Genomic DNA, 12,585 nt, shown 5'->3' on the forward strand with positions numbered 1-12,585 from the left:
CTTTCGTCCTAAATAATTATAATTTTTTCCTCAGTGTTCGTTCTTTTATTCGCTCTGCTTTTGCTTCAGCCTGGATTAACAGGTCTGCTTCATTACGGAATATATCACGTAAGGGAGCCGAAAAATAAACCCGCATAAACCGCCAGATATCCCGCTGCGTCAACCCAATGTTTAGCGACGAAAAATAAAGACCAATCAGATCTTTATCACGCCAGCGACGAGGAACTTTCGTACGAATCTGTGCCCTGTGTAGATCAATAACCGAAATCTTTAAGTCTTCTTTATTGCCTGAAAAAGGCAGATGCAGTAGGAAGTGGCAGATATAACAATCACGGTGATTGATTCCGCCTGCGTGCATCTTGCGTACCATCGTGGCCACGCGGTCAATAAGCATCCACTTCACGTTGACGTCCGGTGGATTCGTTGCCCAATCCGCACAATAGTCTTCCAGACTGATGGTCGGAGTGAGATCTTCGGTAATAATGAACGAGGTTTTGGTCAGAGGATTGAGCCCCTTCTCACCAAACCCAACGCCATACATGGTATCCACCCCCAAATTCTGAAGGCGATGAATAGCGTTCCACTCTCTGTCGGCACCCAAAACCGGCATCCGCAGTGAGAGAAGATTTTTGACGATTTCCTTGAGAGAAGTCCCCCGATGCCATTTAAGGAAATAGCTTTTCCCCGCCAGTTCAAATCGCAGCGTACGACGGGTTTCCAGTTCCCTGAAGACTTCACCCTGCAGCGTTTTGACTTCCTCAAACGCATCCTTACCGCGCCATAATGTGGCTAACGGTTCTTTCAATTCAACCATCCAGACCACCTGTAATAATGTCCGCCGCCTTTTCCGGCAGACTGTACAAATCTTGCGTATCCGCGAAATGCCGTGCGTTTTCTGCCCACGCGGCGCGCAATGACGGCTGGGTCAACGCTTTACGTAAAATGTCGTTCAACGCATCCTGCCGCCAGGGCTCTTCAATAACGTCGCCACAGTTAGCCTGCGCAATATAATGCGCATAGCCACAGACGGCAGAGGTCAACACCGGCAGACCTGCGGTAATGGCCTCCAGCAGAACAATTCCTGCCGCTTCCTGATAGGCCGGGTGCAGCAATAAATCGGCTGCGGCCATCAACTCCGCGACATCATTGCGCCCTGAGAAAAAATGCACATTGCTACGCACACCGCGTTTTTCCGCCAGCGCTTCAAATTTTCGCGGTTTATCCTGGCCGACAATATACAGAAGCGTATTATGCCGCAGCGCCGCCGGCAGTGAAGCAAGTGCTTCAATCGAGCGATCCACCCCTTTGCGGGTAAAATCAGAACCGACCTGCAACAATAAGTTTTGCTGCTCCGTAATACCGTTCTTCTGGCGAACTATTTCGCGGGCATTCGGGATTTGCGCACTGTATTTTCTGTCCGGGTAAATACCCGGAGGGAGAATATGAAAACGCTCCGCTTCGGTTTGATAGTGCTTCTGAAAATCAGCAATCTGTGTATCCGTCAGCATTAATAACTGCGTTGACTTACCCTGCTCAAACGTTGCCCGTTCAAACGCCGCATAATGGCGATAACGAGAGGTCAGGCGGTAGAAAAAGCCTTTTTCCTGTGCAACCTTTTCGGCGTAACAAACATCAGCGGCAAAATAGACATCCAGACCAGGCATTTTGTTAAAACCCACGACCCGATCAACAGGATGTTCACGCAAATGTGCCTGCACCCAGGCGTAATATTCCGCATTGCGCCCATGGTTGGTTCGCGATTTAACCGGTACGCGAATGAGTTTAAAAACATCCGGACATTCTCCGTCCCAGGATTGGGTATAAATACGGACCTGATGACCGCGTGCGGCTACGGTCTGCGCAATGCGCATAAAGTCACGTTGTAATCCGCCGAACGGAAAATACTTATACAAACAAAAAGCCACGATCATACCGGCGCATCCATTTCGATAATTTGCGCGTTCTGCGGCAACATTTTTTCCGTTGCTGCAATCACATCCTCAGCAGGAATAACGGACATATATTTTTTGTCACGGTCCAGTTCAGATCGTTTAGGCATGGCCTGATAGTCCCCTGCCCAAAACTGAATAATATTGTCGGTCCAGGGACGCCAGAAGACGTGATCGGTCGCACCAAACAGACATATCACCGGCGTTTTGACCGCTGCAGCAATATGTCCGGGCGCTGAATCGACGCCAATGAAAAGCGCGGCATGATCAATCAGCGCACCTAATTCCGGGAATCGGGTTTTACCCGCCAGTCCGGTGACCGGTTTGGTTTCACATCCCTGCGCAATCTCTTCCACGCAGGCTAAATCGTCTGCAGAAGGACCTGATGTCAGCACCACCTGGTAGCCGCGACGCTCAAGAGCATCAATAACGCGGGAAAATTTGTCATTATCCCAGCACTTAAATAACTGCCTTGCCGTGGGTTGAATCACCACATACTGACGATTCACGCCGAGTTGATGCAACTGTCGACGCATATTTTCCCAGTGCTCAGGCCGATAGCTCATGGTCGTTTCGGTAACAACATGTTCCAGCTCCAGTGGTTTGAGCGCTGACAGCGTGCGTTCGACGACGTGTTCACCGGCGTAGGGAACGAGATGGGTAAAACTCTGTTTCCAGAATGCAGACTGCCGGTTGGCGAAATCCTGGGATATTTTTACTCTTGCACGTAAAAAACGGACAATCAGCGCCACAATCCACTGATCGGTCAGATTGATGACCAGATCATATTGGTTGTTGCGTAAAGTCTTAATCAGCGAAAGCGTATTTTTAATTTTCTCTGCCGCCCCCGTTCCCTTATTACTGATGCCATAGAGAGCATTAATCTCGGGGTTTTCCGACAAAATAGGCATCGTATCCTGGTAAAGAAGCATATCGATTTTGGCGTCAGGATAGTTCTGCTTCAGCGTACTGATGACGGGAGTGGTTAATAGCATATCCCCGTGGAAACGCATCTTGATGACCAGAATTTTTCGAAAAGGCTTTTCCACACGCGACTCTTTTGTTGTGATTGTCCGATAAAGTTAAGCAGAAAACAGCACGCTACCGCCCCAGGCTCAACAGCTACCCGATCACTGATATTGCACCGACTTTTACGCGCTAGTGTATCACTTCTTTCGCTGCGATCCGACTCGAATAAATTAACCACAAATAGGAGTTTTTTCTTTTTTAAATCAAATTGATATTAAACTAATCATCGCTTTTTACGTCACTGATTGACTCTGCAAACAACGGCAAGGCGGCAAAAATCAATAAATGGCATAAAAATGCAAAAAATCTGGGCCAGGCTGCCGGAATTAGTCGAACTTAAAGCTATTTAAGTCAAAAACGGGAAAAGTAATGGTAAAGCCCTGTCTAAATACATAGAATCCCCAGCACATCCATAAGCCAGCTATTTACTATGCTCGAATTGCTTTACACCGCCCTTCTCTACCTTATTCAGCCTTTGATCTGGATACGGCTTTGGGTGCGCGGACGTAAAGCCCCGGCCTACCGTAAACGCTGGGGTGAACGCTACGGTTTTTATCGCCGCCCCCTGAAACCGGGCGGAATTATGCTCCATTCCGTCTCTGTCGGCGAAACGCTGGCAGCCATTCCTTTGGTTCGCGCCCTGCGGCATCGCTATCCCGACCTGCCGATCACGGTCACCACGATGACGCCGACCGGCTCCGAGCGTGTCCAGTCCGCCTTCGGTAGCGATGTTCAGCACGTCTATCTGCCTTATGATTTACCTGATGCGCTGGGACGCTTCCTGAACCAGGTCGATCCTAAGCTGGTACTGATCATGGAAACGGAGCTGTGGCCGAACCTGATTGCCGCGCTGCATAAACGCCATATTCCGCTGGTCATCGCCAATGCGCGTCTTTCTGCTCGCTCCGCTGACGGTTACGCGAAACTGGGGAAATTTATCCGCCGAATCCTCCGTCGTATTACGCTAATTGCGGCGCAAAATGAAGAGGATGGTCAGCGCTTTGTGACGCTGGGCGCGAAGAACAACCAGGTGACCGTCACCGGCAGTCTGAAGTTCGATATCTCCGTGACGCCACAGCTCGCTGCGAAGGCGGTTACGTTACGTCGCCAGTGGGCGCCGCATCGCCCGGTATGGATCGCAACCAGTACCCATGATGGCGAAGAGAGTATTGTGATCGCCGCGCATCAGGCATTGCTACACCAGTTCCCCAACCTGCTATTGATTCTGGTCCCGCGTCATCCGGAACGTTTCCCGGATGCGATTAACCTCGTACGTGAAGCCGGACTAAGCTATACAACACGTTCCTCCGGTGAAGTTCCTTCAGCCAGTACACAGGTCGTTGTGGGTGATACGATGGGTGAACTGATGCTACTTTACGGAATTGCAGATCTGGCGTTTGTCGGGGGATCTCTGGTTGAGCGTGGCGGACACAATCCGCTGGAAGCCGCGGCCCACGCAATTCCCGTGCTGATGGGGCCTCACACGTTCAACTTCAAAGATATCTGCGCCCGTCTGGAGCAGGCCAGCGGTTTGATTACGGTCACGGACGCCACAAGCCTCGCTAAAGAGGTTTCCTCTTTACTGACCGATGCCGATTATCGTAATTTCTATGGTCGTCACGCAGTTGAAGTTCTCTATCAAAACCAGGGCGCACTACAGCGCCTACTGCAACTGCTGGAACCTTATCTGCCACCGAAAACGCATTGAGGGCTGTTATGCAAAAACGGGCGATTTATCCAGGCACTTTTGATCCGTTGACGAACGGCCATATCGATATCATCACGCGTGCTACGCAGATGTTTGACCATGTCATTCTGGCAATTGCGGCAAGTCCCGGTAAAAAACCAATGTTCACCCTTGAAGAGCGCGTTGCGCTGGCTCAGCAGGCTACAGCCCATCTGCCCGGCGTTGAAGTCCTGGGCTTTAGCGATCTGATGGCAAATTTTGCGCGTGAGCAGCAGGCCAATATCCTGATTCGTGGATTGCGCGCCGTTGCGGATTTTGAATACGAAATGCAACTGGCCCATATGAATCGTCATTTGATGCCGGAACTGGAAAGCGTCTTTCTGATGCCTTCTAAAGAGTGGTCCTTCATCTCGTCGTCACTGGTGAAAGAAGTGGCCCGCCATCAGGGTGACGTCACCCACTTCCTGCCAGAGAATATTCATCAGGCGCTGCTGGCTAAGCTCAAATAGCGTCCCTGGGCCGGGACGCTTCACCTTACTTCTGGCACTGACGGCAATAGTACGTCGCGCGCTGTGCGTGTTTCGATGCCACGATCGGCGTTCCACACACCCTGCACGGTTCGCCTTTGCGGCCATAGACCTGTAACTCCTGAGCAAAATAGCCTGGTTTACCGTCGCTTTGCAGAAAATCTTTCAATGTCGTCCCGCCCTGCTCTATTGAGCGCAGCAAAACGGCCTTAATCACGCGCGCCAGCAGCTCATATTCGGCCTGCGACAGCGACGACGCCAGACGGTCAGGATGAATGCCGGCAGCAAACAGGGATTCACTGGCATAGATGTTCCCAACTCCCACCACCAGTTTGTTATCCATCAACCAGGGTTTAATCGCCGTTTTCTTCTTCGCACACTTCTGTTGCAGGTATTCACCGTTGAAATCGTCGCTCAACGGTTCAGGGCCGAGATGCGCCAGCACGTTGTGCCCTTCCAGCGCTTTCGTCCACAGCCAGGCGCCAAAGCGACGGGGATCGGTGTAGCGCAGGACTTTACCATTACTCATCACTAAATCGACGTGGTCGTGTTTTTCTGCCGGAAGTTCTTCAGGAAGGATACGCAAACTGCCCGACATCCCCAGATGGATGATTATCCAGCCATCGGGCAGTTCCAGCAGAAGATATTTCGCACGACGCTGAACGCTGAGCACCGGTTTGTCGCTCAGACGGTAGATCTCTTCTGACACCGGCCAACGCAGACGTCCATTACGCACATTGGCATGCAGAATGGTTGCCCCGACCAGGTGCGGCTCAATACCGCGGCGGCTGGTTTCGACTTCAGGTAATTCAGGCATAACGTCTCCGGCTGTGTATCAGGTCTCACTAATATGGGGATGGCCAGAAAACAAAAAACCCCGCCGAGGCGAGGTTTTTCATTACAGCAAAGCGGAAATTACTTAATTTTCGCTTCTTTGTAGAGAACGTGCTGACGGACAACTGGATCGAACTTTTTCAGTTCCAGTTTTTCCGGCTTAGTACGTTTGTTCTTCGTGGTGGTATAGAAGTGACCAGTACCAGCAGAAGAAACCAGCTTGATCTTCTCACGAATACCTTTAGCCATGATTTATTTCCTCTTAGTACTTAGTACTTTTCGCCACGGGCACGCAGTTCAGACAGAACTGTTTCGATGCCTTTCTTATCAATTACACGCATACCTTTAGCAGATACACGCAGGGTGACAAAACGCTTTTCGCTCTCAACCCAGAAACGGTGAGAGTGCAGGTTAGGCAGAAAACGGCGTTTAGTCGCGTTCAGTGCGTGGGAACGGTTGTTACCGGTCACCGGACGCTTGCCAGTAACTTGGCAGACTCGGGACATGTCTATTCTCCAAAAATCAAATTAGCTCGAGCTTCGTATGGGGTATCGGCGCCTCGTCAGGCTTTACAGCCCGGTCATCGCGGTTCTAAGCGAACACTCGATTGCCAGGCCCAAATGCCAAACCCGAGATTCTCAAAGGTGGCGTAGTATACGCTGAGTCAGCGATGTGCTCAAGTCCCGAACAGACAAAGATCCCGATGGATCGCGCAAAGTGCGTCAAATCCAACCACGCTCCGCAAACGAAACGTACTCTCCGCGTCCAATGACAAGGTGATCAAGCACACGGATATCCATGAACTGACAGCATTTTACGACACGCTCGGTGATAAGTTTATCCGCTTTACTCGGCTCTGCACACCCCGACGGATGATTATGTGCAAGGATCACCGCAGATGCATTGATTTTTATCGCTTCACGAATTATTTCACGCGGATGAATCTCAACATGGGTGAGGGTGCCAGAAAAAAGGCGGCTATGTTTAATGACCTTGTGTTGGGAATCGAGAAAAACCACCATAAAAACTTCTCGCCCTTCCCCCGCAAATTGACTCTGCAAAAAATCCCGTGTTAACAACGGGCTGAGTAACGGGTTCGAGCCTTTTATTTGTACTTCATAAAAGCGACGGGCCAGCTCCGCAATGCCTTTAAGCTGCGCGTATTTTGCCACGCCAATCCCTGTCACCGTACTGAACTGCGAGTAGTCCGCCGTCAACAAGCTATAGAGAGAGCCAAAATGTTCCAGGATCTCTTTTGCCAGCGTAAAGACATCTTTTCCGGGCGTTCCAGTCCGCAAAAAGAGCGCCAGCAGTTCATCATCCGTCAGCGTATCTACCCCAAGTGCCAACAGTTTTTCCCTTGGCAATACATACTCAGCAGTTTCCATCCCCACACCTCCTTATGCCAGCACGAATGGTGGCATAGCCATGAGGGGGAATCGACGTACAATTTCCACTCCTGCGTAGCGCCTCGCAAAGTGATTCATGGGTGAACGCACGACAGTTTACGGATTGTGATAAAATATCCGCCTTCTGGTGTAATCCAACAGGAAAGATCATGATGAGCCTGGCCGGTAAAAAAATCGTTCTCGGCGTCAGCGGCGGCATTGCTGCCTACAAAACCCCTGAACTGGTGCGTCGTCTGCGCGAACGCGGTGCCGATGTCCGTGTGGCAATGACCGAGGCGGCTAAAGCCTTTATTACCCCACTCAGCTTACAGGCGGTTTCCGGGTATCCCGTTTCCGACAGTCTGCTGGATCCCGCGGCAGAAGCCGCGATGGGCCATATTGAGTTGGGGAAATGGGCCGACCTGGTGATTCTCGCCCCTGCCACCGCAGACCTTATCGCGCGTGTCGCAGCCGGCATGGCAAACGATCTGGTGTCCACGATTTGTCTGGCGACACCTGCGCCCATTGCCGTTTTACCGGCGATGAACCAGCAGATGTATCGGGCTGCGGCGACTCAGCACAATCTGGACGTTCTGACTTCCCGTGGGTTGCTCATCTGGGGGCCGGACAGCGGCAGCCAGGCATGCGGTGACGTGGGTCCGGGTCGCATGCTGGATCCCTTAACGATTGTCGATATGGCCGCGGCGCATTTCTCCCCTGTCAACGATCTGCAACATCTCAATATCATGATTACCGCGGGCCCGACGCGTGAACCGCTCGACCCGGTGCGTTACATTTCCAACCACAGCTCAGGTAAGATGGGGTTTGCCATCGCCGCTGCGGCCGCCCGTCGTGGGGCGAACGTTACGCTGGTCACCGGCCCCGTGTCGTTACCCACGCCGCCTTTTGTACAGCGTGTCGATGTGATGACCGCTCTGGAGATGGAAGCAGCAGTGCAATCCGCCGTACAACAGCAACATATTTTTATCGGCTGTGCTGCGGTAGCAGACTATCGCGCCGCCGTTGTCGCACCGGAAAAAATTAAGAAACAGGCAACGCAGGGTGATGAATTAACAATAAAAATGGTCAAAAACCCGGATATCATCGCCGGGGTTGCCGCACGTAAAGACCATCGTCCCTATGTCGTTGGGTTTGCCGCGGAAACGAATAATGTGGAAGAATACGCCCGGCAAAAACGTAACCGCAAAAATCTTGATTTGATCTGTGCAAACGATGTTTCACTCTCAACTCAAGGATTTAATAGCGACAGCAACGCTCTACACCTTTTCTGGCAGGATGGAGATAAAGTCTTACCGCTTGCGCGCAAAGCACTCCTTGGCCAATTATTACTCGACGAGATCGTGACCCTTTATGATGAAAAAAATCGACGTTAAGATTCTGGATCCGCGTGTTGGCAAGCAATTCCCGCTGCCGACGTATGCCACCTCCGGTTCCGCCGGACTTGACCTGCGGGCCTGTCTTGATGACGCCGTAGAACTGGCGCCGGGCGCAACCACGCTGCTGCCAACCGGGCTGGCTATTCATATCGCCGATCCGTCTCTGGCTGCCGTCATCCTGCCGCGTTCGGGTCTGGGCCATAAGCATGGTATCGTGCTGGGCAACCTGGTGGGGTTGATTGACTCTGACTATCAGGGGCAACTGATGGTGTCCGTCTGGAACCGCGGTCAGGACAGTTTCACCATTGAGCCGGGTGAACGCATCGCACAGATGGTCTTTGTGCCGGTTGTGCAGGCCGAATTTAACCTGGTGGAAGAGTTTGATGCCACTCACCGTGGTGAAGGCGGTTTCGGCCATTCCGGTCGTAAGTAAGAAAGTTACGCATCCCGATAACGTCATAACATCACCGCAAGCCCTGTGTTTGCGGTCATAGTGTGGATGCTCGCCTGCAAGTGCTTATTTTCAGGGGTATTTTGTAACATGGCAGAAAAACAAACTGCGAAAAGGAATCGTCGCGAAGAAATACTTCAGTCTCTGGCGCTGATGCTGGAATCCAGCGATGGAAGCCAGCGCATCACAACGGCAAAACTGGCGGCTTCTGTCGGCGTTTCCGAAGCGGCGTTGTACCGCCACTTTCCCAGCAAGACACGCATGTTCGATAGCCTGATTGAGTTTATCGAAGACAGCCTGATCACCCGTATCAATTTGATTCTGAAAGATGAAAAAGATACCCACGCGCGTCTGCGTCTGATCGTGTTATTGATCCTGGGTTTCGGTGAGCGCAATCCCGGCCTGACGCGTATCCTGACCGGGCATGCGCTGATGTTTGAACAGGATCGTCTGCAAGGGCGTATCAATCAACTGTTCGAACGCATTGAAGCACAACTGCGCCAGGTGCTGCGGGAAAAGCGGATGCGCGAAGGTGAAGGATACGTGACGGATGAAACGTTGCTGGCAAGCCAGTTACTTGCCTTCTGCGAAGGTATGCTGTCGCGCTTCGTGCGTAGTGAATTCAAATACCGTCCAACGGATGATTTTGATGCCCGCTGGCCACTGCTCGCCTCACAACTGCAGTAATGCTTGCCGGATAGCGCGCGCGTTATCCGGCCATTCTGGTTAAACGCCAAACGCTTCCCGATACGCCCGCACCGCCGCCAGATGTTTTGCCATTTCCGGCTTCTCTTCCAGATAGGCAATCAGGTCTTTCAGGGTGATGATAGAAATCACCTTACAGCCATAATCGCGCTCGACTTCCTGAATGGCGGAAATCTCGCCACGCCCCCGCTCCTGACGATCCAAAGAGATCAGCACGCCAGCCAGCGTCGCGCCATTGGCCTGGATGATTTCCATCGATTCCCGGATTGCCGTACCGGCAGTGATCACGTCATCCACCAGCATCACGCGGCCCTGCAGTGCGCTGCCAACCAGATTGCCACCTTCGCCATGATCTTTAGCTTCTTTGCGGTTAAAGCAGTACGGCAGGTCTTTGTCGTGATGCTCCGCCAGCGCGACCGCCGTGGTGGTTGCAATCGGAATACCTTTGTAAGCCGGGCCAAAAAGCAGATCAAACTCAATGCCAGAATCCACCAACGCTTCGGCGTAAAAACGACCTAACAGTGCCAAATCGCGCCCAGTATTAAACAGCCCGGCGTTGAAGAAATAGGGGCTCTTGCGCCCGGATTTCAGCGTGAATTCGCCAAACTTGAGTACCTGTTTGTTAAGCGCAAACTCAATAAACTGGCGTTGATAGGGTTTCATGGATTCGCTCCTCATTTCACTTTCATCATTGACAAAATCTACGGACAAAAAAAAGGCGACTCATTGGTCGCCTTAAAATCAATTTTCTAACGCCGCCTTCTGCGTCGTGACAATGGATTCGATTCCCCCTCGGGCCAGTGCCAACAAGGTGAGAAGTTCTTCATGGCTGAACGGCTCGCCTTCTGCCGTCCCCTGCACTTCAATGATGCGCCCGTCTTCGGTCATCACCACGTTCATGTCGGTTTCCGCCGCCGAGTCTTCAACATACTCCAGATCGCAGAGCGCTTCGCCGTTGACGATCCCCACAGATACTGCCGCAACCATCCCTTTCATTGGGTTGGTTTTCAGCTTACCGCTTGCCACCAGCTTGTTCAGCGCATCCGCCAGCGCAACGCAGGCTCCGGTAATGGAGGCGGTACGCGTACCGCCATCGGCCTGGATCACGTCGCAGTCCAAAGTGATGGTAAATTCACCCAACGTTTTGAGATCGACCGCAGCACGCAGCGCACGGGCGATCAGACGTTGAATCTCCATCGTACGACCGCCCTGCTTGCCCTTTGCTGCTTCGCGCGCGTTACGGGTATGCGTTGCACGCGGCAACATGCCATATTCAGCGGTGATCCAGCCCTGGCCCTGACCTTTCAGAAAACGCGGTACGCCTTCTTCAATCGAGGCTGTGCACAGCACTTTGGTATCGCCAAATTCGACCAGCACCGAGCCTTCAGCATGTTTTGTATAGTTACGGGTCAGGGTTACGGGACGCACCTGATTAGCGCTACGGCCTGCTGGACGCATATTGAGATCTCCGGCTTGAAACGAATGTGGCTGCGCATTATACGGACTTCCGGCTGTTATTCCTATCCTGACAAGGCCGGGATGGCTATAATCCCCCCATCTCTCCTTTAAAAACAGGAACGTCTATGATCCGCAGTATGACAGCCTACGCCCGGCGTGAAATCAAGGGTGAATGGGGTAGCGCCACCTGGGAAATGCGCTCGGTAAACCAGCGTTATCTGGAAACTTACTTTCGTCTGCCGGAACAGTTCCGTAGCCTTGAACCTGTTGTTCGTGAACGCATCCGTACGCGCCTGACGCGCGGTAAAGTCGAGTGCATGCTGCGCTTTGAGCCCGATGCGAGCGCGCAGGGCGAGCTCATCCTGAATGAAAAGCTCGCAAAACAACTCGTGAACGCGGCCAACTGGGTCAAAATGCAGAGCGATGAAGGAGAAATCAATCCAGTCGATATCCTTCGCTGGCCTGGCGTCATGGCGGCACAGGAACAGGATCTTGATGCCATTGCGGCTGAAATCCTGACCGCACTGGACGGTACGCTTGACGATTTCATCGTTGCCCGCGAAACGGAAGGTCAGGCTCTGAAAGCGCTGATCGAACAACGTCTGGAAGGTGTCAGCGCTGAAGTCATTAAAGTTCGCGCCCATATGCCAGAAATTCTGCAATGGCAGCGTGAACGTCTGGTCGCTAAGCTCGAGGACGCTCAGGTCCAGTTGGAGAATAACCGTCTGGAGCAAGAACTGGTCCTGATGGCACAGCGCATCGATGTGGCAGAAGAACTGGATCGCCTGGAAGCCCACGTCAAAGAAACCTACAACATCCTGAAGAAAAAAGAGGCGGTGGGTCGCCGTCTGGACTTCATGATGCAGGAATTCAACCGCGAGTCGAATACGCTGGCGTCTAAATCCATCAATGCCGAAGTGACCAATTCCGCGATTGAACTGAAAGTCCTGATCGAGCAAATGCGCGAGCAGATCCAGAATATCGAGTAAAGTGTCTTTCCGCGTAGCCCGTCAGTCGATGGCGGTGCTACGTTTTTTCGCAAGTCTCGCTGGCTCTCACACATTTTCAGGTTAGTTTTTCTTATCCATTTTACTGACGAAAAAATCCTCACATCCCATACTACTTCATCAAAACAGTAATTTCACATTACCTGACATTAT

The 12,585-nt window shown here is 52.1% G+C and carries 15 protein-coding genes; 6 read left to right on the top strand and 9 right to left on the bottom strand.

Annotated features, from left to right (window positions below; translation table 11 throughout):
- Positions 1 to 16 precede the first annotated feature (16 nt).
- From rfaP to rfaQ, 3 genes are read right to left on the bottom strand one after another with little or no spacing between them, the layout of a single operon-like run.
- On the bottom strand, positions 17 to 814 hold the full coding sequence (rfaP, locus tag OGY35_RS08215; protein ID WP_178823665.1) for a lipopolysaccharide core heptose(I) kinase RfaP: 798 nt from the start codon (positions 812 to 814) through the stop codon (positions 17 to 19).
- Positions 807 to 1,931, bottom strand: a complete 1,125-nt coding sequence (locus OGY35_RS08220; RefSeq protein WP_286631979.1) for a glycosyltransferase family 4 protein — start codon at positions 1,929 to 1,931, stop codon at positions 807 to 809. Before OGY35_RS08220 ends, rfaP begins: the two co-directional genes overlap by 8 nt.
- The gene (rfaQ, locus tag OGY35_RS08225; RefSeq protein WP_152400645.1) at positions 1,928 to 2,998 is read right to left on the bottom strand and encodes a lipopolysaccharide core heptosyltransferase RfaQ; all 1,071 of its coding nucleotides are present in this window, start codon (positions 2,996 to 2,998) and stop codon (positions 1,928 to 1,930) included. Before rfaQ ends, OGY35_RS08220 begins: the two co-directional genes overlap by 4 nt.
- Before the next feature lie 410 nt (positions 2,999 to 3,408).
- Here rfaQ and waaA point away from each other — a divergent pair, with 410 nt between their 5' ends.
- Both waaA and coaD read left to right on the top strand, forming a co-directional pair.
- Positions 3,409 to 4,686 (top strand): lipid IV(A) 3-deoxy-D-manno-octulosonic acid transferase, encoded by a 1,278-nt coding sequence (gene waaA / locus OGY35_RS08230; protein WP_286631980.1) that lies wholly within the window; start codon positions 3,409 to 3,411, stop codon positions 4,684 to 4,686.
- A gap of 8 nt (positions 4,687 to 4,694) precedes the next feature.
- Positions 4,695 to 5,174 (top strand): pantetheine-phosphate adenylyltransferase, encoded by a 480-nt coding sequence (gene coaD, locus OGY35_RS08235; protein WP_046492137.1) that lies wholly within the window; start codon positions 4,695 to 4,697, stop codon positions 5,172 to 5,174.
- Positions 5,175 to 5,199: 25 nt separating this feature from the next.
- Here coaD and mutM read toward each other — a convergent pair whose 3' ends face one another.
- The 4 genes from mutM to radC form a co-directional block, all read right to left on the bottom strand.
- Complete coding sequence (gene mutM / locus OGY35_RS08240) at positions 5,200 to 6,009, bottom strand: bifunctional DNA-formamidopyrimidine glycosylase/DNA-(apurinic or apyrimidinic site) lyase (protein WP_152400650.1); 810 nt, start codon at positions 6,007 to 6,009, stop codon at positions 5,200 to 5,202.
- Between the two features lie 98 nt (positions 6,010 to 6,107).
- The gene (gene rpmG, locus OGY35_RS08245; protein WP_003024094.1) at positions 6,108 to 6,275 is read right to left on the bottom strand and encodes a 50S ribosomal protein L33; all 168 of its coding nucleotides are present in this window, start codon (positions 6,273 to 6,275) and stop codon (positions 6,108 to 6,110) included.
- Positions 6,276 to 6,295: 20 nt separating this feature from the next.
- Positions 6,296 to 6,532: a 50S ribosomal protein L28 gene (gene rpmB, locus OGY35_RS08250; RefSeq protein ID WP_003024071.1), complete on the bottom strand. Its 237-nt coding sequence runs from the start codon at positions 6,530 to 6,532 to the stop codon at positions 6,296 to 6,298.
- Positions 6,533 to 6,748: 216 nt separating this feature from the next.
- Complete coding sequence (gene radC / locus OGY35_RS08255) at positions 6,749 to 7,414, bottom strand: RadC family protein (RefSeq protein WP_152400652.1); 666 nt, start codon at positions 7,412 to 7,414, stop codon at positions 6,749 to 6,751.
- 173 nt (positions 7,415 to 7,587) lie between these two features.
- Here radC and coaBC point away from each other — a divergent pair, with 173 nt between their 5' ends.
- The 3 genes from coaBC (at position 7,588) to slmA (ending at position 9,949) form a co-directional block, all read left to right on the top strand.
- A complete protein-coding gene (coaBC, locus tag OGY35_RS08260) occupies positions 7,588 to 8,808 on the top strand; it encodes a bifunctional phosphopantothenoylcysteine decarboxylase/phosphopantothenate--cysteine ligase CoaBC (protein WP_178823844.1) in 1,221 nt (406 codons plus the stop codon).
- Positions 8,786 to 9,244 (top strand): dUTP diphosphatase, encoded by a 459-nt coding sequence (gene dut, locus OGY35_RS08265; RefSeq protein ID WP_042998633.1) that lies wholly within the window; start codon positions 8,786 to 8,788, stop codon positions 9,242 to 9,244. The genes coaBC and dut overlap by 23 nt, the downstream gene beginning before the upstream one ends.
- A gap of 108 nt (positions 9,245 to 9,352) precedes the next feature.
- On the top strand, positions 9,353 to 9,949 hold the full coding sequence (slmA, locus tag OGY35_RS08270; RefSeq protein ID WP_046492184.1) for a nucleoid occlusion factor SlmA: 597 nt from the start codon (positions 9,353 to 9,355) through the stop codon (positions 9,947 to 9,949).
- Between the two features lie 39 nt (positions 9,950 to 9,988).
- Here the strand turns inward: slmA and pyrE are convergent, their stop codons facing one another.
- Both pyrE and rph read right to left on the bottom strand, forming a co-directional pair.
- A complete protein-coding gene (gene pyrE, locus OGY35_RS08275; protein WP_152400656.1) occupies positions 9,989 to 10,630 on the bottom strand; it encodes an orotate phosphoribosyltransferase in 642 nt (213 codons plus the stop codon).
- Between the two features lie 78 nt (positions 10,631 to 10,708).
- The gene (gene rph / locus OGY35_RS08280; protein ID WP_042323350.1) at positions 10,709 to 11,425 is read right to left on the bottom strand and encodes a ribonuclease PH; all 717 of its coding nucleotides are present in this window, start codon (positions 11,423 to 11,425) and stop codon (positions 10,709 to 10,711) included.
- 125 nt (positions 11,426 to 11,550) lie between these two features.
- Between rph and OGY35_RS08285 the strand changes: the two genes are divergently transcribed.
- Positions 11,551 to 12,414: a YicC/YloC family endoribonuclease gene (locus OGY35_RS08285; protein ID WP_046492189.1), complete on the top strand. Its 864-nt coding sequence runs from the start codon at positions 11,551 to 11,553 to the stop codon at positions 12,412 to 12,414.
- The last annotated feature ends 171 nt before the right edge of the window (positions 12,415 to 12,585 follow it).

It is taken from the genome of Citrobacter sp. Ct235, assembly GCF_030332305.1.
GTDB lineage: Bacteria > Pseudomonadota > Gammaproteobacteria > Enterobacterales > Enterobacteriaceae > Citrobacter_A > Citrobacter_A telavivensis.